We start from the raw sequence: 24,582 nt of genomic DNA, 5'->3' as shown, positions 1-24,582 counted from the left end.
GGCGCAAGTCGAGAGCAGCCTTGCAACTTTGCTGCAGGACATTGCGGTTGCGACCTTCCGTGCCTGCCAGTGCCGGGACTACGCCCGCGTCGACCTCCGGATCGACCGCTCCGGTCAGCCCTTTGTCCTGGAGATCAACTCGATGCCGGGGCTGAGTATGTGCGGCACTTACGCCTTGGCCGCTATGACTGCCGGACATAGCTACTCGAGCTTGATCAATCGCATTCTCGATCTCGCTCACACGCGATCCTTCGGAATCGGCATCCCCTAGGCTGAGTCACCAGAGCCAGATATGAGTCCCCATAGGGCAAGGCCGAGATGGCTATGGCATCGGGATTTCCTGCCGCAGGCTTGGGCGGAGCATCACCGGTAGCCTGCGCTCGTGTAGGTTTGCCGAATGTTGTTGATGTCGTCTTAGGTGAAGAGGAGGACAGTTTCGCTTAATTCGGTTGCGATAGCCGTCGTAGGTGCTCAGTCCTCTCGAGCATCTCGGCAACGTATTTGAGAGTGGTCGATCGGCTCAACAACCGGACAGGCTTCGGGACAGTCTTGCCCGCTCGCTCCGCATCCATTCCCATGGCGCCTCTGCGATCGCCGGGTGCCTCGCGCGGGCGGCCAGCTCCGCGAGGATTATCGCGTGCGCACTGGCAAGATCATCAGGAAGCTGATCGGCTCATCGGCCATGACGAATATTCGCTCCTCCGTGCAACGACTTTGCTCATCCCGCCGAGTCGCGCTCCAGGTTATTTGCGGCATGCGCCAGTTGAGCGGGCGTGATCACCAGGGTGCCGTCGGCCACGTGGCCAAATAAAACGTCCATTTCGTAAAAAGGCAGGCCCACTGGCCGTCATGCCAGATCACCTTGATCAGCCCTCCCTGACGCCCGAGCAAGTGGCCGCTGTGCGGATCGCGCTTCAAGATCTTCTGCACCATCAATGCAAGGCCGGGGAAGCCCTTGAGCACATCCGTATAGCCAGTGGCAAGCCATCCGGCCGAGCGCCTCGCTATCGATGTCACCCTCGACCTGCAGCCGACGGGCGCCGCCAAGCTCGATCGTCACCGTGCTGCTCTTTTTGCGCCGTCGCGGTATCGGTGGTTGCTGCACAGGCGGCTGCGCCGCAGGCCGCTCCTCGACGACTTCCACTGCACGAGCAGTGGCACTGATGGCGCCGAGATCTGGCAAAGCTCTTTGCGCCACCGGAAAAGCTGGCTCCCATGAATGCCGGCCGATCGAGCGATCTCGGAAACTCTGGCCCCAGCTATCTGAAAACGCGATGGGACGGTCCAGAACATTATATTGGCTAACTCAATGCCAAGTGGCGCATAATCGCGCACCGAGTGGCCCTCTAGAATACATTGAGCGAAGCGAAGTGCAGATCAGAGACGTCCTGCTCGCGCCCGGAAATGGCGCGTTCTTCTATGACGACCAAGCCGCCATCGGCGCCGGAGCAATCCAAGACGGTTTCATCTATGTTGGCAGACCGATGACGACGGGGTTCACCTCCATTCGCGTTCCGGCATCTTCGCTCAGCGTGGGGCTTGTCCTCAGCGACGATACAGTTGTCTGGGGCGATATGATGAGCGTCCAATACTCTGGTGCGGGCGGGCGCGATCCGTTGTTTGAAGCCGCTCAAACCGCGGATTTGACGTCAGGCGTTGTGGCGCCCCGGCTGCTCGACGTCGATGCGTCTCGTTTCGTTGATGCCTGTGCAAAGGTTTTCGAGCCCTTTGAACATAAGCGGCTGCCTCTCGCGCTTGAGTATGGCGTCAGCCAGGCGCTGCTCCGCGCCGCGGCCCATCTCCACCACAGTACGATGGCAGAGGTAATATGTAATGAATTCGATCTGCCGCTGCCGACGTGCGCGGTCCCGATTTACTGCCAAAGCGGCGATGCTCGCGAAATCAACGTTGACAAGATGATTCTGAAGGGTGTGGATGTTCTCCCCCACGGCCTGATCAATTCACGGCAGAAATTCGGGGTGGGCGGCCAGACCTTCATGGAGCTTGTGAAGTGGGTTGCAAAGCGCACGCGCCAAATCGGCCGCCAGGGTTACGATCCGGTGCTGCATTTCGATGTGTACGGCTGGATAGGACTAGAAATTGGCTTGGACCCGCAACGGATCGCCGACTTTATCTGCGGGGTCGCCGATACCGTTCCGGGTGTCACGCTTAACGTTGAGTGCCCCGCGGATTTTGGTTCCACGCAAGCGCAAATTGATAACTACGCCCGGATAGTATCGATTCTGGATGACCGGGGATCCAGCGCTCGGATTGTCGTGGACGAGAGGTGCAACACGCTCGAGGATATTCGGCTCTTTGCCGAAGCGAGGGCCGCGCATCTTGTCCAGATCAAGACGCCCGATGTCGGTTCATTGGCTGACACGGCACATGCCGTGCTCCTGTGCAAGGAGAACAAGGTAGGCGCGTACGTTGGAGGAAGCTGTACCGAGACAGATCTCTCTGCCCAAGCTTCTGTCCACATATCGGTGGCGACCCAGGCAGACATGATGCTTGCGAAGCCTGGAATGGGTGTCGACGAGGCATTCTCAATAGTTGGGAACGAACAAAATCGGTTGCTGGCTATGCTGAACCGTCGTCGAATTCAAAACGAAAACGTTGGATGAAAACACGGTGTCGCATGCAGAAGTCTCTTGAGGGGATCACCGTCGTTGCCGTGGAGCAGGCGGTTGCTGCGCCTTACGCTTCGTCTCGCCTTGCTGATGCCGGCGCCCGGGTGATCAAGATCGAGAGGCCCGAAGGGGATTTTGCCAGAAATTACGACAAGTTGGTGCGGGGTCAGAGCGCTTACTTCGTCTGGCTCAACCGGGGTAAGGAGTCAGTCTGTCTGGACCTGAGATCTGAGGCGGATCGTGCCGTCCTGGATACGCTCATTGCCGGTGCCGACGTTTTGATCCAAAATCTAAAGCCGGGCAGTATCGAAAAATTGGGTTTCGGGTCTGCGGATCTGCGTCGACGTTTTCCGCGGCTGATCACCTGCGATATCTCTGGTTTCGGGGAGCAGGGGCCGTATTCCCACTTGAAGGCTTATGATCTCATCGTCCAGGCCGAAACTGGTCTGTGTGCGATCACCGGGACGCAACAGGGACCCGCCCGTGTGGGTGTGTCGGTTTGCGACATCTCGGCAGGCATGACAGCGCACAGTGCCATTCTTCAGGCGCTGTATCACCGCGAGGTCACCGGCGACGGGACCAGCATTCAGGTGTCACTGTTCGATGCCGTCGCCGACTGGATGAACGTGCCGGTTCTTCAAAACGAATACGGCGGCTATCACACGGTTCGCGCGGGCGTAAAACACCCGTCGCTCGCGCCGTATGGCGCCTATCGCTGTGCCGACGGCAAAGAGGTCATCTTTTCGGTTCAGAATGACCGTGAATGGGTGAATTTCTGCGAGAAGTTCCTGAAGCAGCCGGGGCTTATACGCACACCTGGTTTCGCCGATAATATGGAGCGCCTCGGTCACCGTGCGCAACTTGATGAGATCATCGAACAGCGGTTTTCCGAACTGTTATGCCACGAAGCAATGCAGGAGCTTGAGGCGGCCGGGTTGGCATATGGCCGACTGAACGAAGTCGCGGATGTTTCAAAGCACCCACACATTCGCAAGGTGCAGGTCGGAACACCCGAAGGAACCATCGAGGCGATAGCGCCGGCGGCGATCTTCAACTCTGAGCGCCCTTTGCTGCGCCCCGTTCCGGCTCTTGGAGCTCATACCGAGGCTGTCCGCGAGGAGGTTCTGGGACGTTTGCGCGAACGAGCTGCGTCAGCGTGAGCGCGCGCCTTGTCGGGAAGGGGGCGCGGTTGCGACCCACAGAGTGCATGCCTACTCCTAACCCTTTCCAGTCCCACGGCCGCCCAGCCAGCTCACTGACACAGCCCGCGCTAAAACCGGCACCAGAGGCGACTTCATGAAGGGCACCATTCCGGCCGTTGAAAGCCCGATGTCCATTCGCCGATGGAGATCTCTGCTCTTCGTTCCTTCTCATGTTCCGCGTTTTGTGGAGGCGGCTCATGAGCGCGGGGCAGATGGCATCATACTCGACCTAGAGGACTCCGTTCCCCAGGATCAAAAAGGTGAGTCACGGCGCCAGCTTGGTGCATCCGTGGCAAAGGTGGGCCGCAGGGGCGCTTCTGTTTTAGTTCGCGTGAATCGCGGTTTGCGAGCCTTGGCGGCCGATCTCGACGCAGCCGTGATGGCGGGCGTTGATGCACTTGTTCTTCCGAAAGTGGATTCGGCAGCGTGGGTAGCTGAGATCGCGAATGCGGTATCGGAACTCGAACGAGAAAGAAATCTTCCGTTGGGATGTATCCGGTTTCTTGCCCAAATCGAGACCCCAGGTGCCTTGCAAGAGCTATCGGCCATTGCCTCGTCACATCCCAGGATGGTCGCAATGGCCCTTGGCCCTGAAGACTTTAGTGCCGCTGTTGGCGGCGCCCCAGAACTTGATCTTCTCTTGACGCCAAACCTTTCTGTTCTTTTTGCCGCCCGTGCGGCGGGGTTGCTCCCGCTGGGCTTCATAGGAAGCATTGGCGCGTTCTCTGACACTCACAAACTTCGTGAGGCTGCGGAGCGTGCACGGCGGCTCGGCTTTGCCGGAGCTTTGGCGATCCATCCAAACCAGGTTGCCATATTCAATGACGCTTTTTCGCCAAGCCCACAGGAACTCGAATGGGCCCGTCGTGTCCTCGCGGCGGAGAAAGATGCGACGGCGCAGGGCATAGGCGCGTTCGCCCTGGACGGAAGGATGGTCGATCCACCGGTTATCCAAAGGGCCCGAGATATCATCGCCACGGATCCGGGCGCCGGGTTGGGCGTCTGAGGCCTCAGAGGTTGGTTACCAAACTGGAGCGACCCTACGGCTAGGAGTTATGCAACTCGGCACAATTATTGCTGTCGCGCCATCGCATTTCGAGATAGATTAAACTAATTGCAGTCCGCTCTCGGATGGGTACTCGTGGAAATCAGGCAGTTAAGATACTTCGTCGGTGTGGTCGAAGCAGGCAGTTTCACGAAGGCCGCTGGCTTCCTTAATGTTGCCCAGAGTGCGCTGAGCCTGCATGTGCGTCAACTGGAGGAAGCCTTCGGCACTCAACTGCTGATACGCGACAGGACCGGTGTGAGCGTGACGGCGTCAGGAGCCAAACTGCTCGAACGCGCTCGGGCGATTCTTAAAGAAATTCGACTTACCGAGGTGGAATTGACCAACACAGCTGCTTCCCCCGCCGGGGAGGTGACGATTGGCATTCCGTCTGGAGCTGCCCGCGTCCTGAGCGGCCCCCTGCTTGAGTCGGTGAGAAACGAACTGCCCAGGGTCTCCCTCAAGATGGTCGAGGGTATGACGGGACCGCTGGAGGAGTGGATGGCTGCTGGACGCTTCAATCTGGCGGTACTCTACCGCACTGCGGATAGCGTAGGCCGAATGACGGTGATAGCGCGCGAAAACCTTTGTCTGGTGGTACCGTCGGGTGAGCCGCCATTCGAAGATGCGATATCTCTGGCCGACCTGCATGCATTCCCCCTGGCGGTTCCCATGCGCAATAACAATGTCAGGCGTTCGGTGGCTGACGTCGTCGCACAGCACGGTTGCGCGCTGGACGTCAGGTTTGAAGTGGACTCGCTTTCAACGATCATCAACATGGTCGTAGAGGGGAAAGCGCATTCTATTCTCGCCGCGTCTGCGGTTCAGAAAGAAGCCTCTCAGGGTCTGGTCCGTACGGTCAAGATCGTGGATCCGGTGATTACCCGCTCCGTTGTGCTTGCTGTAAACCCGAAAGATGAGCGTTCCGCCGCCGTGTCCGCAGTCCGCACGCTCATTCCGAAGGTCGCTCGAGAATTGATTGAAATCCGGAGCTGGGCAGCGGTGGCGCCTGAGGCGACCTGACAAACTAACCTTTAAAGCTGGGCATGATCTTTTGCGGCCATTAGGACCAGCCCGATCTGGATTCCAGATGGATTTCGGCAATATTCGATATTTGACCCGCCGCGACCATCGCGATGAAACTGGCTCAAGCGAGTTCAGCAGTTTCGATATCGAAACTGCGCTCGTATGCAAGAATTCAGTCAAGTGGAGCCCGCGATGTCCGACGCCAAGAGTTACGAGCTCTTCATTAATGGCAAATGGCGAGCCGGTGGTAGCCGAGCCACTTTGCCGGTGATCAACCCGGCGACGGAGAAGGTATTTGCCTCAGTGGCCTCGGCTACGGTTTCAGACTTGGATGAAGCTCTTGCTTCGGCAGAACGCAGCCGCAAGGCGTGGTCCTCACGACCCGCCAAAGAGCGTGGCGAGATACTCGTCTCTGCCGCCAGCATTCTGGCAGAGAAAGCTGGCGCCGCAGCCAGGGACCTGTCGTCCGAACAGGGAAAGACGATTGCCGAAGCAACAGGAGAGTACGCGCGCGCAGTCGAAACGCTGGAATGGAATGGCCGGCATGCCGATGAGTTGTCGACCCCGATTCCGTTGGGTCCGAACAGGATGATCGTGCCGGAGGCCCTCGGTGTCGTCGCTGCCTTTACGCCGTGGAACTATCCAGCCGTTCTCATCGCCCGCAAGCTCGCCCCCGCGCTGGCGGCAGGCTGCCCGGTGATCCTCAAAGGGGCCGAAGAGACGCCAAGCGTGGCTGTCCATATCGTGGAATCTTTGCGTCAAGCAGGGATACCGGAAGGCGTGGTCAACCTGGTGTTCGGTGTTCCTGTGCATATATCACGGCATCTGCTCAGTTCGCCAATTGTCAAAGTCTTGACGTTCACGGGGTCGACCGCTGTTGGGAAACAGCTGGCCACACTGGCCGCGAATAATCTGCAGCGCTGCATCCTTGAGCTCGGTGGACATTCCCCGGTTATTGTGTGCGAAGATGCCGACCTGGCAACGGCGATACCGGCTATTTCGGAATACAAATTCGAGTGCGCGGGCCAGAGTTGTAATGCGCCCAGCAGGATTCTTGTCGCCCGATCCCGCTATGAGGAATTCCTGTTCCGGATGACGGAGGCGGTCCGAAAAATCAGGATCGGTCCACCGGATGACCCTGCAACGCAGATGGGTCCCATGGCAAACGCGCGGCGAATCGAGGCCATGCAACGCCTGACCAAAGATGCGGTAGAGGGCGGCGCCCAAATCGAGACCGGTGGCACCCCCCTTGACCGACCGGGGTTTTACTGGCCGCCAACCATCCTGACTGGCGTACCGAAGGAAGCGAGAGTGCTTCATGAAGAGCCGTTCGGACCAATTCTCAGCGTGGCTCCTTTCGATACGATCGAAGAGGCGATCGATGAAGCCAACGCCACGGAGTACGGTCTGGCCGCCTACTTGTTTACTGGCGCGGCCGATACGCAACAGAGGCTTGTGGGCGGTCTTTCTGCGGGCGCTGTTAGTGTGAATTACCTGAAAGGGGTTTCCGCTGATGCCCCTTATGGAGGAGTCAAGCAAAGCGGCTATGGATATGAAGGCGGCGAGCAGGGGGTGCGAAGCTTCCAGATTCTGAAAATGGTGAATGGCCTCGGGTCATTTGGATAAAATCCGGTGGGAAATAGAACACGGACCATCGCTGGCAAGGACATCACAAGAAGCGTCGCCGACGCTCTTCAGTACATCTCGTACTATCATCCTCCAGATTATATCCGGTCTCTTTCTCACGCATACACGCGAGAACAGAGCCCGTCGGCGAAGAATGCCATAGGTCAGATTCTGCTGAACTCCCGCATGGCGGCCTTTGGGCGGCGCCCGATTTGTCAGGACACCGGAGTTGTGGTTGTCTTCGCAAAGGTCGGCATGGATGCCCGCATTAAGTCAACGGCCAGTTTCGCTGATCTTGTGAATGAGGGCGTACGTCAAGCCTATCTCGATCCGGACAATCCCCTTCGGGCATCGATCGTTGCGGATCCCCTCGCCAGACGGGTCAACACCCGCGACAACACGCCGGCAGTTGTCCATGTCGACCTGGTGCAAGGTAACCAGATTGAGGTCACCATCGCCGCAAAAGGCGGCGGGTCGGAGAACAAGGCACGTTTTACCACCCTCAATCCCAGCGCCTCCGTTTCCGACTGGGTGGTCAATACCGTTTCGACCCTTGGCAGCGGGTGGTGTCCACCTGGACTGATCTCTGTCGGCATCGGTGGTAGCGCTGAAAAGGCGATGCTGCTGGCCAAGGAGGCCATGAACGAGCCCATCGATATGGCGGAACTGATCGCAAGGGGGGCGTCAAGCGCAGAGGAGGGGCTGCGGATTGAGCTTTATGAGCGGATCAACGCGCTTGGTATCGGCGCCCAAGGCCTTGGTGGTCTGACGACAGTCGTTGACGTCAAGGTTGCGACCTATCCTACTCATGCAGCGTCCAAGCCTGTGGCGCTCATCCCGCAATGCGCCGCCAACCGGCACCTGAAGTTTACTTTGGACGGCTCTGGACCCATCAGCCTCCAGCCGCCCGATTTGCGCGAATGGCCCGACATCGGAGCCGACGAATTGAACCCAGCCGGCGTCCGGCGGGTCAATTTAGATACGCTGACGAAGGAAGAGACGGCATCGTGGCGCTGCGGTGAAACGCTCCTGCTGTCTGGAAAGATGCTGACGGGCCGTGACGCTGCCCACAAGCGAATGGTCGAACTGATCGATGCCGGCAAGCCGCTTCCAGTCGATCTGCGGGGACGCGTGATCTACTACGTCGGTCCCGTCCGGGCAGCGAGAAATGAGATCGTTGGACCCGCCGGTCCAACAACCTCCAGCCGCTTGGACGATTTTACGGACAAGGTGCTCGCCGAAACCGGCCTTTTCGCGATGGTGGGCAAAGCGGAGAGGGGACCGGCGGCCATCGCCTCGATTGTAAGACACAAAACGCCATACCTTGCTGCAGTGGGTGGCGCTGCGTACCTGATCTCAAAATCGATTAAGGCGGCGCGGATCGTTGCCTTTGAAGACCTGGGCATGGAAGCCATCTATGAATTCGATGTGCAGGACATGCCTGTTATCATGGCCGTCGATGTTGAGGGAAACTCCATTCACAATTCCGGGCCTCTTGAGTGGCGTAAGCGTATGGCGGCCGACAGCATCGCACGCAACATTGGCGTTTGAGTCTTTCCGTTGGGCGATTTCGGCCAGACTCCAGCGTCAAATTGCCGTGAGACGAGCGGCATTTGCGGTGCCTTGCGCCTCCGCGAGCCGGACGAGCAAGGCCTTCAATTCACCCCAATAGCTGAATGTGCCACTGAATACTGCATTGAGTATGCCGTCCACGCGATCGAGGCTCGAATGCTGTCGCACGTCTATCAAGTACGGCAGCGGAGATTCAAGAAAATGGGGTATCTATTTATTAGGAGGTCTTCGCCGCCGCCGACTATTCTCTCCAGCGGCATCATTGCCCCGTTAGGCGTCGGGGCGATAGCCAAAGTACTTCTGCAGCTTTTCTCAGCGGATCGCTCTCCCTCAGCTGATTGTCGTACCCCATTCTGGCACATTTCGGACCGAGAACGGATGCGTTCCACTACTACATTCGGTCATTCAAGATGGATAGAATTGATCGGCGCACAAGGCGCTGTCATCGCTGCTTGAGAGCAACAGGTTATGAAGTCGAAACCCGACCCCGTGCAACTCGACAGTTGGGACGTCCGGATTCTCTCCGAGATTCAGGCAGACGGTCGGATTTCAAAAAGTGAGCTTGCAAAACGAGTTCATCTTTCGGCGTCGGCCTGTTCGGAGCGGCTCCGAGCACTCAAGGCCGCAGGGATTATTGAGGGATTCTATGCGCGACTGAGTCCTGCCCTCATTGGCGGCATGATCTTTGTGATGGTAGAAGTCGTGCTGGATCGCCATCGTCTTGAGGACCAACGACACTTCGAAACTGCAATCCAAGAGATCCCGGAAATCCTGGACTGCTGGGCAATTGGGGGGCGCGTCGATTATCTGATGCGGGTCGCATCTCCTTCTATGGCCGCCTATCAGGATTTCATGGAGGGACTGCTGCAGGCAGGCTTGGGCATTGATCAATACTATAGCCTTGTCGTCACGAAACCAGTGAAGTCCAATTCACCGATACCTTTGTCCGCACTGAGGCAACGGTGAAACCGAAAGTTTAAGTTTCAACGGCGTTTGGCGCGGATCCCGTAGATTCGTCGGCAAAAGGCGCCCATTCCGACGAAACTCAAGGGACATTTGCGGTATACTAATTGCTGGAAAAAGGTGGCCGAGCGCTATCCGCCAGTTGATGGCGAGGAAGGACGATGCGCTTGAGCAATCTGGAACCGATCATTCCAGGAGACGGATCGAAGCAGCCATCGGACGCACTTGCCCAGCACGGTTACGGCGAGAAGCCAAACCGGATCGTGCCTGGTTGAGGAGGCGTCCATATCTAAGATGCGAAGTGCCGAAAAATGCCTCTACCGCTACTTCAAGGGGGGAACTTTCGCCCTGGATTGGCGATCAGTGGCGATTGAGCTTAGTCGCGGTCAGCGCATCCGTGTAGGGGGCGAAATCTACAGCGAGGGTTTGGCAAGCCGACGGATAGCGGGAGTGCAAGCTGGCCCGCTCGGCCTTGACGACCAACCGGGCCCTCGACGCCTGCGGACATTCGGAGATCGCTCCATCGCGTTTTTACGTCCTAAGTTCGTTGCTGATCGAGATTAGGAGATCGTCTGTCCTGTTTGACATTGCTGGTCTCCGCAGCCTTCTAAGTGAGGAGCATGGCTGTGCCGGGGGCGCGTAGGTGGGTGACAAGGCCGGTCACTCCTGCCAGCCGACGTGGTCTTTGAGAAGGTGGAGGTTGCGCTACCCGGCTGGAGAGCATGGTGCCAGTTTTCACAAGACAAGGGTCGCTTAATCGAATGGGCGTCAAGTTCATAGATTGCGAACAGATCATGGGGGGATTTGAATAGTGCTACTGACCGAGGCAGAGCTGAAAAGAGTTGCGAATGCCAGTCGAGGACATAGAGCCGCATCGATCGTTCTAAAGGAAGAGACGGCCGCAGCTACAGCCAGATCGTCATTCGACGTTTTTCTGTCACATTCTTTCAAGGACGCAGAGATCATTCTCGGTGTGAAGCGAATTTTCGAGGAGCTTGGGTTCACTGCTTACGTAGATTGGGTCGAAGATTCACAACTGGACCGCACAAAGGTCTCCTCGGCCACCGCCGAGTTGCTGCGAACCCGTATGAGGCAGTCAAAGACGCTTATCTATGTGCATTCAAACAATTCTCCAGGATCCAGATGGATGCCTTGGGAGCTTGGCTTTTTCGATGGGTTTCGGACCGCGGTAGCGGTTCTGCCCGTGGCAAAAAATTCTTCGGAAACATTCTCCGGGCAAGAATTTTTGGGCCTATACCCTTACATTGATGGGACAGGACCTGCATTCCTGTTTATGAACAGAGGGACCGCGCCTCGCTCAAGAATAGGCTCTGTAAGCTCGACTGCTAACCTCACGTTTGCCAAATCCTGGCTTAAAGAATTTACCGCCACAAAATAGACTGGTGTGCTTCAAAAATGAAATATCCTGGACTCTATAATAGCGCCGACGTGGCATCCAACGAGCAGCAGGCGACGTTTCTGCGCCTGATCCGGGCAGAGTACGTTCTTCTTTTTTTAGCGTCGGTGCTCTCTTTGGACTTGTCGTCATCAAAAGCCTATTTCGGTGTCTATGCTGCGGTATTTCTTTGCTCAATGGGAGTCCTCATTTTCCGGTCGGTCACAAAGCCCGAGCAGGTCTGGTATCAGGCTCGAGCTCTGGCAGAGTCGGTGAAGACATTGACTTGGCGCTTCGCGATGCGAGCACAGCCGTTCGATGACGCGCGCGCGGCTGACGCCAGAGCTGATTTTCGAAAGCTCATGGAAGATATCCTTGATAGCAATCGTCACCTTGGTAGCGCGTTGAGCGGCACCGATTCAGCATCGCCCCAAACAACGGACGAGATGATGTCGATAAGGGACTCCCCGCGAAAAGAACGAAAAGACCTATATCTGCAGAGACGAATCTGCGACCAACGGAAGTGGTACGAGAAGAAGGCGCGCTCGAACAAGAGGTCCGCGAAAGTCTGGATGGGCCTTGGTATTTTTGCATACGCTCTGGGATTCTCGTTCATCGTAGTACGCATCGCTGACCCCGCGATGCCAGGCTGGCCGACCGAGCCGCTAATTGTCATCGCCGCCTCCCTTATCGGGTGGACCCAGATCAAGAAATTTAACGAATTGGCATCGGCTTACACGTTGACAGCTCACGAGATCGGCTTGACTGCCGACCTTATTACGGACGCCAACTCGGATGAGGCATTCTCCGCCGCGGTGAACGAAGCCGAACTGGCTTTCTCACGGGAGCACACCCAGTGGGTTGCTCGTCAAAACAACTAAGAGACAACAATGGCATACAGCGATCCGACCTATGTAATATTTGACGGCGATGAAGACGCTTGGGCATACCGCTTTATGAAAGGGTGGAACGCCAGCGAGAATGTGAGTTTTGAATTCGCGAACGCTCACGATCTGGACAATATGACGGGCCGAGCACAGGACGAAGATTATGTTAAACGCAATCTTCGCAACAGAATGAATGGATCGAGCCAGGTACTTGTCCTGATCGGTGAGAAGACGAAAAACCTTTTTCGCTTCGTGCGCTGGGAAATGGAATTGGCTCTTGATCTAGGTCTGCCGATAATCGCAGCAAACCTTAACGGCTCGCGGCAACAAGATGTGAGCTGTCCGCCTATCATCAGGGACAAATGTGTTGTGCACGTGCCGTTCAAGATGAAGGCCATCAAGCACGCGCTAGCCAATTGGCCGAGCGAATTTCATCGGCTTTCAAACGCTCAGCGTGGCGATGGCGCCAGGAGCTATGGCGAAAGCACCTATCGCGATCTCGGCTTATAATCGCCCACCTAAAAGCACTTAGCCGCCAAAACATCCTCGCCATCCGCTGGCGGCGACTAGCCTTAGCAACGACCGCCAGCCTGTTCCGAGCTTGCCGAGCGATGATAAGAAGACGTCCGATTTGCTGAGTTTGGCAGAAAGCTGCAGGTCATGTGCAACCTATTTGAGGAGCCCCGCTCGAAGCGTCGGATCGTCAGGCACGATCACGTCGCGCGAGGGCGCTGGTTTCGCGAGGAAAAGGAGCGGCTGTTCGACGTTGAGGCTTGATCCAGCGTTTCGAGACTGCACGAGCGGCGAGCATTGATGGAGGCAGCTTTTCAGGCCGCGCAATTCTGTCGGCTGCCCCCTCCTGCGAGCCGCAGCTCGGCTCGCCCTGCGCTGCAACCACGAATCTGCGATCGCAAGAAAGGCAACACGCTGACCGATAGAACTTGGCGGCGCTGGTCGGCTGCGAATCAAGATGTCGATGGCAAGGAGCTCTCGCCGCGCGTCTTTGCCGGGCCGAACCTTCTGGCTCTCGTCCAGCCGCTTGTTGATGGCCGAGATCGACGAGGCCGAGAACTCATGGCCGCACAGCTCTTCGGTGATCGCCTTGACCTTCCGGGTCGACACGCCCTGCACATACATCTCCGCAAGCGTCGCCACCAAGGCCCGCTCGGAACGCTGGTAACGCTCGAAAAGTTCGGTCGAGAAGCGGCCCGCCCGGTCCTGCGGAACCCGCAGCTCAAGCTTGCCGACCCGGGTGACAAGCGTGCGGCCATAGTAACCCGAGCGATAGCCGAGACGCTCCGGCGTGCGCTCGCTCTTCGAAGCACCCAGCGCCTCGTCCATCTCGGCCTCGAGCACCTCCTGCATCACCGCGCGGATCACCTCGTGCAATCCATCCGGATTCGAAAGCAGAATGTCTTTGACGGCAGCGCTGGCGGTCTTACTTTCTGTCTTGGTCATGGTGGCGTTCCTTCCAGGGAATCGGTGACGTTGAACATCACCAGCCTGCCATGACCGCCCTCTCTCAGCGAATTTGCAGAACCCTCAGCACACTACCCAATATCGCCCGCTAATCGGGCACTATGGTGGGCGCATGCGCGTCGTAAGCTGTTCGTGTTTGCAGGACGCGCCCCCGACCCTCGGCTAAGGCGAAGGTGACGCCTTAGTTTTCACGGCAATTCGGGCCGATCCCGCGAATTCCACGGCCAATAACCTGCATTCCCGAGAAACTCGAGGGACGTTTCCGGTATGCTATTTGCTAAACAGGTGGCTGGCCGAGTGCCCTCCGCCAATTTATCGCGAGGAGAGGGACATGCGCTTGAGCAATCTGGGAACCGAGCAACTCCGGGAGAAGGATAGAAGCTTCGTCTTCCATCCTTCTACGCATTTGGCCAAGCACAGCCGAGGCGAAACGCCAAATAGGATTATGGCCGGTGCGGAAGGCGTCTATATCTGGGACACCGAAGGCCGAAGGAGCCTCGACGGTTTCGGAGGACTCTACTGCGTCAACATGGGATATGGATGCACGGAGATCGCCGAGGCCATTGCCAGGCAAGCACACGAATTGCCGTTCGCGCACGTCTATGCCAGCCAAGGTACGGAGCCGGTCGCCCTGTTGGCAGAGGCCGTGGTCGAGTATTTCGGTCAGAACATGCGAAGGGTCTATTTCGGCCTCTCCGGTTCCGATGCCAACGAAACCAACATCAAGCTGGTCTGGTACTATAATAACATTCTTGGCCGGCCCGAAAAGAAAAAGATCATCTCGCGAAATCGCGGCTATCACGGGTCTGGATTGGTCACGGGTAGCCTAACTGGCCTTCCCTTCTTTCACAATTTCTTCGACCTGCCTCTGGATTTGGTGCGCCATACAACCACGCCGCACTATTACCGCCAGGCGCGTGTCGAGGAGAGCGAGGAAGCGTTCTCCCGGCGCTGTGCCGATGAGCTTGAAGCCTTGATCCTGGCCGAAGGACCGGAAACGGTTGCAGCTTTTATCGGAGAGCCGGTACTTGGGACAGGAGGTATTGTGCCGCCCCCCAAAGGGTACTGGACGTCCATTCAAGCGGTGCTCGACAAATACGATATCCTTCTAATCGCGGATGAAGTGGTCTGTGGCTTCGCGCGAACCGGCGAGAAGTTCGGTTCCCACCTGTATAACATGCGTCCGGATTTCGTGACCATCGCAAAGGGTTTGAGTTCCGCCTACCTCCCCATCTCCGGGTCAATCATTGGCGACCGTGTCTGGTCGGTTTTGGAACAAGGAACTGAGAAGCACGGCGCACTCGGCCACGGCTGGACATATTCGGGGCACACGCTTTGTGCCGCAGCCGCGCTCGCCAATATTCGACTGCTTAAAGAAAAAAATATTCTGGAGCATGTCCGCGATGTTGGACCGTATTGGCAAGACCGGATGAAGGCCGAGCTGGCGGGACATCCCATCGTTGGTGAAGTTCGCGGAGTGGGTATCCTGTCGGCCGTAGAGATGATGCGGGACCCAAAACAAAGGATACCATTCGAACCCGACCTTCAGGTCGGGGTGCGCACTGCAGCTGCTCTGTTTGAGAATGGTGTCATCGGACGGGCCATGCCGCATGGCGACATCCTCGGTTATGCCCCCCCCCTGATCATTACCCGAAAAGAGATCGACATCATTGTCGACGCGACGGTAAAGTCGGTCGATACCACCTATCGCGCGCTGAAGGCCGAGGGTGCCGTATGATTTTGCGATCGCGAAGGAGCGAGTCCGGAGGCAGGCATGTCCCTGCGCGCTACTGCGCCGAGCAGACCCAAAACTGTTGAATTCCAGATATCTGATCTTGAGCATGCTCCGGGCTATTTCAGTCACGATTTGTAACCGAATCAGATCTGCCGCCGCTGTCCTGTTGCCCAACGACCAGGACCTCTGTGCGGCGCGCCCTGCGGGTGTACCTCCCCGCCGGCAGGGCGCCCTTTTTGACCCACGTAATCAGTATCATTATGGCCCGTGCGGAATCGAGGGTCTGGTAAAGGTCATCTGCACGTTCCGATGCAGATTGAGCTTAGACGTGCCCTTTACATCATTGCAGCGGGCCACGGTCGCCGGTTCCAAAGTGCGGCAATGCCGATGATTATCTTCCTTCACATCACAAAGAGCAGAATAATCATTGCGGTGAATTTTATCACGTCAGGTATATAAAAGGACGATACTCACACGCCACCCCGTTCACAAGGAAAGGCATTTTAATATTGTTGAGACGATTTGCCTATCAAAGAAAAGAAAGCATCGCAACACTTCTTTGCGGATCACGGCGCCCCGGGTGGGGGATGAGCGGCTATCCGAATTGTTATGCTAATGCCGACCCAAATTCCTGCAAAAGCTGGGGTCAATGATGGCTTTTGGTCAGCGCAGGATGATTTCTCCTGGTTTGGTCGGTGCAGGGGCGGTCATGATTTAATGCATGGAGATTCTCTGATTGAGCTGTTGAGATCATGAGGCGTCTGCCAGACGCCCATCGGGTGAGCCCAGCATGATTGGGATGACCGACGAAGATCGAAAGTGTGGCAGCATTCTGGAGCCCGGTCAGCCCAGCGACGCCCGCGGATTCAATCACGTTTGTCGGGACATACACGACGCAGCCGGAAGGCGTGCAGAAAGAGGAAGAATCGAGCGCGACGATGACGAGGGACATGCCACTTGTTTTCGAGACATTCCTAGAAAGACTGTCACAGAGTGTCGATGAGGCAGATTTCCGGGATGCCATGGCTGAGGCGGCCGGACGACTTGACCTAATCTTCTTTGCCTACCTCTCCTTGCCAGCACGGCCTTCCGGCAAACCGAGGCTAATTTCAAACTGTCCACCCCGCTGGACCAGACAGTATCTGGAAAATCAGTATGAGAAACTCGATCCTGTGGTCTTGCGTGCTCGAAATGGCGGCTGCCCGTTTCACTGGGGATCGAATTTCGGAGGCGATAAAATGTCGCCGGCTCAACAGCAGCTATTCGATGAGGCGGCTCAATTCAGCATCTGCTGCGGTTTGACGATCCCAATTGTCGATCTCCGCGGCCGCATCGCTGCGGTTACTTTTGCCGCCGATGAGCCTCGTCCAGTATTTCTTCGGGTCGCTGAGCGGTACGAACAAGCTCTTCAACTGATGGCGGCCTGCTTTCATCGTTGCGTTCGCCGCAAATTGCCGAGCGATCGAACAGTGGATGGGATTTCGCTGACATCCCGCGAATATGAGTGCCTGAGGTGGGCAGCGCGGGGTAATTCAGCCTGGGTGACCGGCCGCATCTTGGGTATCAAGCCACGCACGATCGCTTTTCATTTGGACAATGCCAAGAAGAAGCTAGGCGTGCGAACCCAAAATCAGGCTATAGCCCTTTTGGGGTCCGAAGGGTCCTCAATTCTCTGAGAAGCTTTCTGATCCCCTTGTGCTCGGGCCATTCGATCGCACGCCTTGTATCGAGCGTTGACTGGATGCCAAGATCTTCTGTTCCGCCGGCTCGGGCGATGCAGCCGTATTCTTCCAGTCCGCGCCGGTGCTCATAGTCTATGGGTGCTCGAGCGGGTGTTTCGTCGCTGACGAGCTAGTCGTGCGGTTATATAGTTTCCGAGGATGGCCCGCTTGCATACCTGCCTGCCGGTAATCTCTAAACCCTTAACTTAGGGCGATGGCTGTCGGTTATGCGGCTTGAAAGCGAAGAGGTGGACCCTTCGTCGAGCGCCGGCACGATATGGAGTGCTGCTCCGGGCTAATACCCATCCAGACAGAGCGGAACCTTCTATCACGTCAGACGCTCGGTTGCCAAACCCGATTTCCTGGGAACTTAATTGTGCTCGCCACTGGGGCCATTTTGCCGGGGCTGTAGTGCAGGTCCCGATCAGCCTGACCGTGGCTGCCACAGGAACTGCCTGCTTCTATGACCGAGCACTGCGAATTTGTCAGCTGGCGAACAATTCCTTGTAGCCGCTCGTCACCATCCAGTTCGCACGGTCGAGATGACTACGAAGCGCCTTCCTGGCGCGCTCCGGTTCAAGTGCCGGATCAATGCCGAGGATCAGTTGGGCCATTTCCTCTTCGGGCGCCTCATCGGCTGAGGCGTCCAGGAGCCTCATATAGATGGTAAAGTGCGCCCTGTCGTAGGAGGTAAGACGGTCAGACCAAGGGACTTCGTCGAGCAGTGTTGAGCTTTGAGTCCTATCTGTTCCCGGTGATCGATTCATGTCTGCCGCGAACCTCGCATGTTGATCGCTGGATGCAAGGCAGAATATCCCAAAATGGGATAATCCGAAACGGGGATTAGTCGCTGAGCCGGTCTCTACCTGACCGGTTCACCTAAATGCCCAAATCTCTTCGATCTCCCCGCCACCAGCGGTTTCTGGCCCAGTTGATCTCACTGCGCAATGTCAAAGGGCTGACGCAGGCGCAGGTGGCTGAGAAGCTTGGTCGTCCGCAATCTTTCGTGGCGAAATATGAGGGTGGCGAGCGGCGTCTCGATATCATTGAGTTTCTCGACGTAACTGCGGCCCTCGATGCTGATCCGTGTGAGATTCTGTTGAGCCTGCGCACGTAGTGGGCGCCCGCGCCCTCACCGCGCGTGCCGTGTGCCGGTGGATTGATCCCCGCTTTTCTTGGCTCTGGCGTCTCGACCATTCCGCTGCGCCTCCTAGCGCGTCGTTAGACTCTCGCAATTCTCTCTGTTTGTGCCTTTCCCAGCAGGTGGCGCCGTATCCTTCTAGGCCCGCCGCGGCGTCCCGCAACCCTTAGCCAGCTGTGAGCTTTCAGTAGGTCGTCCATCCGGTCCTCCGGATGCGGTGCGGCTCAGACGGCGCGCCCCTTCCTGTCATGACTCGCCGCCGCACCGCTTCCTGGGAAGCAGCCATTGGCGAGCGGAGGACAAAACGATGAGACCAGCGAAGCGCAGGGCCATCCGCGCCGACTGGAAGTCCTCGCGATCATCTTGGAGCGGCATTCGCGCTGTGGTGATGCGTCGATGCATGGTGGTTGCGCTACTTCGTTGCTTGAAGCGAAGCGACCGCACCGCCCATTTCGTCAATTGGCGAACAAATCCTTGTAGCCGCTCGTCACCACCCAGTTTGCACGGTCGAGATGACTGCGAAGAACGTTCCGTGCGCGCTCCGGTTCGCGTGCCGGATCAATGCCGAGGATCACATGGGCCATTTCCTCTTCAGTGGCGTTGTCGGCTGAGGCGTCCAGGAGCCTCATATAGGTTGTAAAGTGGTCCTTGTCGTAGGGCGTGATGCGGTCCGACCAGGGGACCTCGTCGGCGAACGGCGTGTTCGATCTGGGCTGCAACATCGCTAATTCTATCTCCGGCCGATGGACCCGCGAAGCCCTGTGCCTGCTAAATGTGGATTACATATTATAGTTGATAAACTCAAGCCGCCTGATCCGCTGGCTTGCGTGCATGGATATGCGCAAGTTGGTCGGACGGAATGTGCAGAGGATCAGGCAAAGGAAGCGCCTGACGCAGGAGCAGCTTGCGGAGATTTCCGGGTTCAGTCAGCAGTACATCAGCGGCTTGGAGAAAGGCCGAAGAAATCCGACAATTATCACGATCTATGAACTGGCATTGGCCCTCGGCGTCAGCCACATGGATCTGGTTCGGCCCGACAAACAGGCCTGATGCCCCCGCCCTCCAAGTAGCTGGCGGCCTGATGGCGCGCGCCGGGTGCTTGTGAGCCCACGCTTTTCTTAGGTCCCCCGGCAGCCCCTGCCATTTAGCTCGCCCTCGCGCGGGCGCACCCTATTGGACAGTCGGCCGCTGCGTTTTTGTCAGCTTTTCCTGGGACGTGGGGTGGTCGGCATTCCCTTTTAGGCCCGCCGCGGCCTGCCGCAACCTTCGCTCTCGCTTCAGGTCCTTCTCTTGGTTACGGTCCTTCGGATGCGGTCTGCCTCTTTCAGCGGGCCTAATCGCTTTCTGTCGCCCGCCCCACGGGGACAGGCACGCGAGACTAGTATGGAGCGTTGCGGTTAGCGCGCGAACAGCAAAGGAACCGAAAAAACAGGCAACTGTCGCAGCATGGCTGAACCAGCCATCGTGTCGGCATCTAGGAGTCGCGTGTTCGCCTTGCGCTGACACGAAGCTCAGACATAACGTCCGGGAGACGATGCTGGCAAATAGTCTGGCTGAAGCATTCCACCCACAATACCAAAGCCCGTCCCGATCCAAAGCGCTTCTAAGCCCTCCATCTCAGGCGCGAGGCCTGCTGGCCAGTGCACCTTCTTGGTCCGCCGGAAGAGAGCCCCGCCCTCTCGACAATCGGCTTCATGAGGTCTCGCCCTGCAGTGTCGACCGTAAAAAAGGGCGCGCGAGGCGCCCTTCATTTAAACCGGCAGTCGGGAAGCAGACTTCACTCTGATATTCAAAAGCGGTAGGTGACACCTGCGCCTATCAGCCAGGGATCGAGCTCCGCCTTCCCCGTCAGCTTCGCGCCGGCCACCGTGACGTCGAAGTCCGGCTTCAGGAAAAGCTTCTTCACGTCGAAGTTGAGGCCCCAGTGCTGGTCCACCATGTAGTCGAATCCGACCTGCAGCGCCGTGCCGAACGTGTTCTTCACCTTGAGAGCATCAGCGCTGCCAGTGTCCTGGTTGTAGAAGATCGTGTAGTTCACGCCTGCGCCGACATAAGGTTTGAACGCGCCGAGATCGGTAAAATGGTACTGCAACGTGAGCGTCGGCGGCAGCAGCCAAACTTTGCCGATGTTGCCCAACCCTCCGATCGTCCCTTGGCCCGCGATGTTGGCATAGGTGGTACCGAGTATGAGTTCGGCGGCGATGTTGTCGGTGAAGAAATACGAGATATCGAGTTCCGGCGTCACCGTGTCCGAATACGAAAGACCGGAGCCGGGAAGCGTATCAACGTAGCCCAGATCTTTCGTAACGACGCCCAACGCCCGCAGGCGGATCTGCCAAGGGATTGGCGCTTCGGTGACCGAGGCTCCCGTCTCCGCCAGGACGGTCTCTGCTTGCGCAGGCTCCGCGGCGACGGCCTGCTGTCCCACCATGATCAGGGCCACCGCCGCTGCTGTTGCCCGCGCTACGCCCATTCGCGTTCTCGCCATGAGATTCACTCCTTGATGTTCAGAAAGGATGCACTGCACTATTTCGTCTCCTGCTCGAATGAATTGTTGATGGACCTCAAATGCCCCACTTGCGTTGCAACGCGTTCCGCCGTCTCCGGAAGGTGATCGTTGAAGCCGATTGCGCTGCGGAGAAAATTGGTGCCTAGACTGATGAATGCGGCTTGCTCCCGATTGTCCTCGCCGCAGCCGTGCCCGCCTGCGCTGGCCTCGTAGAAGTAAGCGGGATAGCCAAGAGCCTGCAGTTTTGCGGCCATCTTGCGCGCATGGCCCGGATGGACGCGGTCGTCGCGTTTCGTGGTGGCGATCAGGATAGGCGGATAGGGCTGTCCCGGCGCTGCGGCGTGATAGGCGGAGATTTCCTTCAGGAAAGCCCAATCGTGAACCTTGTCCGGATCGCCATATTCGTCGATCCAGCTCGCGCCCGCCAAGAGCTTGGTGTAGCGACGCATGTCGATAAGCGGTGCTGTGCAGAACAGAGCCCCGAAATGCTCAGGATAGCGGGTCAGCATGTTTGCGATCAGCAGGCCGCCATTTGAGCCACCCTCGGCGGCAATCCGCCTCGGCAGGGTGATGCCCCTTCGCACGAGGTCGGCGGCAACGGCGGCGAAATCGTCATGGGCGAGACGCTTGCCCTCCCTGCGCCCGGCTTCGTGCCAGCGGGTGCCGAACTCGCCGCCGCCGCGGATGTTCGCCTCGACACACGTGCCGCCGCGCTCGAGCCACAGCTTGCCCAGCGGGGAGTTGTAGTAGGGCAGGAGTGATACGCCGAACCCGCCATAAGCGGAAAGGTGAATCGGAGCATCTCCGTTCCCGTTCGCCGGACCAACCTGCGTATAGGGGATCAGCTCATGATCGATAGAGACTGCCTCGTGGCGCGTGACCACCAGTCCGGATGCATCGAAATTCTCCGGGCTGCGCTTCAGGATTGCTGAAGCGCTGAGAGACGGCGCGGCATTGAGATCGAATAGCAAGAGCTGCGGCGGCGTGATCGGATCCTGAGCACAGACCAGGACCTCTCCATTGGCCTCGTGAACTGCCGCATCGAATGACCAGACGTGGACAGTCCCTTCGGCGGGCAGAGTGTCCAGGACTCGGCGCGTCCATTCCTGGTGGCCGGGAGTGAACATCTCGAAACGCGGTACGAGATTGATGAGGTAAGAGATAATGAGCTTCCCGTCATTCCAGAAGAATGACTGCAGGGAGCGCCTTTCCCCTGGTTGAAACAGGGTCTCAAATCGGCGTCCGCCGGCGAGGAAAGAGCAAAGCGAGATGACGATCAGCGCGTCGGCGGGATGGGTGGTGCCTCCCACCGTCCACGGCTTGCGCGGCCTTACCGCCAGCCAGTCGCCGAAGACCCGCCACGACGCGTCACGAGGAAGATCGATCTGCCTCCTCGGCCCGCTCCTGTCGCCGATCCAGCTGATTTCCTCGAAGAAGGCCGGCTTCTCGATGAACCAAAGGCGCTCGCTGCGGCCGGTGCGGTCCGAATGACCAGACACCTTGAGGCTCTCGAACCCGGCCTCGAAGATTACCGGTGTGGTGAGGGGATCCGCGTCACGCTTCCACAGTCGCACGGTGCGCGCATAGCCGGAGCGGGTGGCCATGCCATTACCAAGCGCACTGGAAAGCAGAAGCGTGTCAGGGTCCAGCCAACTAACGTAGCCTTTGGCCTCGGGGAGATTGAAACCGTCGGCGACAAAGCTCAGAGAGATCAGGTCGAATTCGCGATGCACGACCGCGTCGCTGCCGCCGCGCGACAGGCGCAGAACGGCTCTTTCCCGTCTCTCCGGCTCGATGGACGCGCCGTCCCAGATCCAATCCTCTCCGTCGCTAGCCGCGAGAGCATCCAGATCGAGCAGTAGCTCCCATTGGGGATCCGCCTTCATGTAGGCGGCAAGGGTGGTCCGGCGCCACAGTCCGCGTGGATTTCCGGCATCTCGCCAGTAATTGTGGAGGTACTGACCATGGCGCGCGATCAGGGGAAGGTTGTCGCGATTGTCGAAAATGGCTGTCAGAGCCGCGCGGTCGCGCTCGAACTGCGTTCCACCGAAGTGCTTTAGGGTCTTTGCCGACTGGCCGGCGGCCCAGGCAAGTGCCCGCTCGCCCTCTACATTTTCAAGCCAGAGATAGGGATCGTCGTCGGGAGCATCCAGCGTTGGACGGACATCAAATGCGTTCATGTCCGAACGACCTGAGGAATGAAAGTGGAATGGCTTCCGTTTGATCGGGAACGCTCAGTGTTGGTAGCGGCGCCCACATGTTCGAAAAGCGTGATCATTGATGAGTTCTTCCAGTCGGTGCGGCATCGCAGTGCTTTTGCGCATAGGACCGCAACCGACGTGCCAACTGGGAAAATCGTTTCGGAACAATGCGATCGCTCTGGAAGCGTTGTGTCACATGTCCGACATCGTCGAGAATCCGACAACGAGTGCTCCTCCTAATCCCGGGTCAACTCCGGCGCCAGTCGGTGACACCGTGCAGAATTCGAGCAGACGAGCGCCCCCAAGCTCGCGAAGCGCATTGAAATACGTGAGCACTGTCAGATACGGATCGGCGGCATCTTCCCCTTCTTGCGTCGGGCTGGAAGTCAATGCCTGCGCGCCTGCCAGCAGGGTCTGCATGCTCCGAAGAAAGAGGAGTTTAAGCCCGCGACCCTGACTCGCCACACCGACGTAGAGGCGGGCTGGCTCTCGTGCCGATGGCACAGTGCTGGCGAAGAAGCTGTCGGTACGGTGGATGCCGGGTGGCGGAAATACGGCCGTCTCCGAACGATCGAACAAGGCTGCGATCTGTTTCTCCGCCCTTCGGACGGTCGCGGTCGAGGCGACGATTTTTGGACGAATGAGTCCATGAAGACCCGGCCGCGACGACAGCAGGTCGATCGCTGTTTCGTAGAGTGCGGCCGCCGTTCCAAGCGGGCCAGAGATCAGGTGCAGTTCGTCCTGGATGACAAGATCCGGCGGATCGAGCCGATGCCCGTTTCCGAAGGGGCGACCTTCGCCTGGCTCAGACGCGCCGAAGAACCCCTTGTCCGGATCATGCCGATCTACGTGTCCAAAGAATGCGCCGCTCTTGCCAATCCATGGAAGGGAGGCAAATTTGTCCACCGTGGCGATGAGAAATGCGGGAAGACGGCGGTAAATTGGCTCGTCCACCACGAGCACCGGCAGGTGTCGATCCCGCGTGAAGTCGCATTCGGCGTTCTCGCATTTGAGCACTAGATTCTGCGGAGCTGTCCTGTTGGGCGTGAAGTGGAAGCTCTCTGGCTTGAAGGGCTCACCACACCAGGGACATGCCTTCAGTGGCACCGGGGTTTCGTCTTAGGTCTGCTCTGGTACCGCTTCAGCCAGGTCGTCGCGGCGTCCTTGCCGGAAGAATTTCGCGGCTGGATTGTTCGGTGAGGCTGCGCCGCCCACCCAGAGTCCAATCTCGATCGGCCATTCGCCAAGCGTCTTCCGGCCATTGTCATCATGGGTCCGCAGGAGTTCGAGCGCGCAGACGAGACCAGCGGCGTGAGCAGGCGTAACGTGTAGCGCATGATGACGCTGATGCCCGCACCCAGCACGCCAGATCCGCGGAGCCGCCTCGGCACAATCGCATAGGCGGCAAGTCCAAGATATGCTTCCGTCTTGCCGCCGCCGGTCGGAAAA

19 protein-coding genes and 2 pseudogenes are annotated in these 24,582 nt (G+C 58.1%); 14 read left to right on the top strand and 7 right to left on the bottom strand.

Annotation, left to right across the window (positions count from 1 at the left end):
• Positions 1–271 (top strand): annotated as a pseudogene (locus tag EN869_RS07385) (hypothetical protein); the annotation flags it as partial.
• Positions 272–777: 506 nt separating this feature from the next.
• Here EN869_RS07385 and tnpB read toward each other — a convergent pair.
• A complete protein-coding gene (gene tnpB, locus EN869_RS07380) occupies positions 778–1,017 on the bottom strand; it encodes an IS66 family insertion sequence element accessory protein TnpB (RefSeq protein ID WP_126097350.1) in 240 nt (79 codons plus the stop codon).
• 353 nt (positions 1,018–1,370) lie between these two features.
• Here tnpB and EN869_RS07370 point away from each other — a divergent pair, with 353 nt between their 5' ends.
• From EN869_RS07370 to EN869_RS07330, 9 genes are all read left to right on the top strand, one after another.
• On the top strand, positions 1,371–2,624 hold the full coding sequence (locus EN869_RS07370; RefSeq protein WP_126097352.1) for a methylaspartate ammonia-lyase: 1,254 nt from the start codon (positions 1,371–1,373) through the stop codon (positions 2,622–2,624).
• A 14-nt stretch (positions 2,625–2,638) separates the two neighbouring features.
• Positions 2,639–3,790 carry a CaiB/BaiF CoA-transferase family protein gene (locus EN869_RS07365; RefSeq protein WP_167498460.1) on the top strand — a complete coding sequence of 384 codons (1,152 nt, stop codon included), beginning with the start codon at positions 2,639–2,641 and terminating at the stop codon, positions 3,788–3,790.
• Positions 3,791–3,926: 136 nt separating this feature from the next.
• Positions 3,927–4,838 (top strand): CoA ester lyase, encoded by a 912-nt coding sequence (locus EN869_RS07360; protein WP_126097354.1) that lies wholly within the window; start codon positions 3,927–3,929, stop codon positions 4,836–4,838.
• A 135-nt stretch (positions 4,839–4,973) separates the two neighbouring features.
• Positions 4,974–5,900, top strand: coding sequence for a LysR family transcriptional regulator (locus EN869_RS07355; protein ID WP_126097355.1), 927 nt, complete (start codon positions 4,974–4,976; stop codon positions 5,898–5,900).
• Between the two features lie 195 nt (positions 5,901–6,095).
• Complete coding sequence (locus EN869_RS07350) at positions 6,096–7,529, top strand: NAD-dependent succinate-semialdehyde dehydrogenase (protein ID WP_126097356.1); 1,434 nt, start codon at positions 6,096–6,098, stop codon at positions 7,527–7,529.
• Positions 7,530–7,535: 6 nt separating this feature from the next.
• Positions 7,536–9,080: a fumarate hydratase gene (locus EN869_RS07345; protein WP_126097357.1), complete on the top strand. Its 1,545-nt coding sequence runs from the start codon at positions 7,536–7,538 to the stop codon at positions 9,078–9,080.
• 489 nt (positions 9,081–9,569) lie between these two features.
• Positions 9,570–10,067 carry an Lrp/AsnC family transcriptional regulator gene (locus tag EN869_RS07340; RefSeq protein WP_095488146.1) on the top strand — a complete coding sequence of 166 codons (498 nt, stop codon included), beginning with the start codon at positions 9,570–9,572 and terminating at the stop codon, positions 10,065–10,067.
• Positions 10,068–11,480: 1,413 nt separating this feature from the next.
• Entirely contained in the window at positions 11,481–12,341 is an 861-nt protein-coding gene (locus tag EN869_RS07335) for a DUF4231 domain-containing protein (RefSeq protein WP_095488148.1), read from the top strand.
• Positions 12,342–12,350: 9 nt separating this feature from the next.
• Complete coding sequence (locus EN869_RS07330) at positions 12,351–12,857, top strand: TIR domain-containing protein (RefSeq protein WP_126097358.1); 507 nt, start codon at positions 12,351–12,353, stop codon at positions 12,855–12,857.
• Positions 12,858–13,370: 513 nt separating this feature from the next.
• Here the strand turns inward: EN869_RS07330 and EN869_RS07325 are convergent.
• A pseudogene (locus EN869_RS07325) lies at positions 13,371–13,805 on the bottom strand (transposase); the annotation flags it as partial.
• 352 nt (positions 13,806–14,157) lie between these two features.
• On the opposite strand from EN869_RS07325, the gene EN869_RS07320 reads away from it, so the two are divergent.
• Positions 14,158–15,564, top strand: coding sequence for an aminotransferase (locus EN869_RS07320; protein ID WP_063169303.1), 1,407 nt, complete (start codon positions 14,158–14,160; stop codon positions 15,562–15,564).
• 935 nt (positions 15,565–16,499) lie between these two features.
• Complete coding sequence (locus EN869_RS07315; protein ID WP_127225496.1) at positions 16,500–17,237, top strand: LuxR family transcriptional regulator; 738 nt, start codon at positions 16,500–16,502, stop codon at positions 17,235–17,237.
• 530 nt (positions 17,238–17,767) lie between these two features.
• Here EN869_RS07315 and EN869_RS07310 read toward each other — a convergent pair.
• On the bottom strand, positions 17,768–18,049 hold the full coding sequence (locus EN869_RS07310; protein WP_126097359.1) for a DUF2285 domain-containing protein: 282 nt from the start codon (positions 18,047–18,049) through the stop codon (positions 17,768–17,770).
• A 116-nt stretch (positions 18,050–18,165) separates the two neighbouring features.
• Between EN869_RS07310 and EN869_RS07305 the strand changes: the two genes are divergently transcribed.
• A complete protein-coding gene (locus tag EN869_RS07305; protein WP_126097360.1) occupies positions 18,166–18,399 on the top strand; it encodes a helix-turn-helix transcriptional regulator in 234 nt (77 codons plus the stop codon).
• A 479-nt stretch (positions 18,400–18,878) separates the two neighbouring features.
• Here the strand turns inward: EN869_RS07305 and EN869_RS07300 are convergent, their stop codons facing one another.
• Positions 18,879–19,145, bottom strand: coding sequence for a DUF2285 domain-containing protein (locus EN869_RS07300; protein WP_126097361.1), 267 nt, complete (start codon positions 19,143–19,145; stop codon positions 18,879–18,881).
• A gap of 109 nt (positions 19,146–19,254) precedes the next feature.
• On the opposite strand from EN869_RS07300, the gene EN869_RS07295 reads away from it, so the two are divergent.
• The gene (locus tag EN869_RS07295) at positions 19,255–19,473 is read left to right on the top strand and encodes a helix-turn-helix transcriptional regulator (RefSeq protein ID WP_029354714.1); all 219 of its coding nucleotides are present in this window, start codon (positions 19,255–19,257) and stop codon (positions 19,471–19,473) included.
• A gap of 739 nt (positions 19,474–20,212) precedes the next feature.
• Here EN869_RS07295 and EN869_RS07290 read toward each other — a convergent pair.
• The 3 genes from EN869_RS07290 to EN869_RS07280 form a co-directional block, all read right to left on the bottom strand.
• Positions 20,213–20,911 carry an OmpW family protein gene (locus EN869_RS07290; RefSeq protein WP_126097362.1) on the bottom strand — a complete coding sequence of 233 codons (699 nt, stop codon included), beginning with the start codon at positions 20,909–20,911 and terminating at the stop codon, positions 20,213–20,215.
• Between the two features lie 38 nt (positions 20,912–20,949).
• Positions 20,950–23,112 (bottom strand): prolyl oligopeptidase family serine peptidase, encoded by a 2,163-nt coding sequence (locus tag EN869_RS07285; RefSeq protein WP_126097363.1) that lies wholly within the window; start codon positions 23,110–23,112, stop codon positions 20,950–20,952.
• 213 nt (positions 23,113–23,325) lie between these two features.
• Complete coding sequence (locus EN869_RS07280) at positions 23,326–24,240, bottom strand: hypothetical protein (protein WP_126097364.1); 915 nt, start codon at positions 24,238–24,240, stop codon at positions 23,326–23,328.
• Positions 24,241–24,582 lie beyond the last annotated feature (342 nt).

It is taken from the genome of Mesorhizobium sp. M2D.F.Ca.ET.226.01.1.1 (assembly GCF_004022705.2).
Classification (GTDB): domain Bacteria; phylum Pseudomonadota; class Alphaproteobacteria; order Rhizobiales; family Rhizobiaceae; genus Mesorhizobium.
This window is presented reverse-complemented; position numbering and strand designations above follow the sequence as displayed.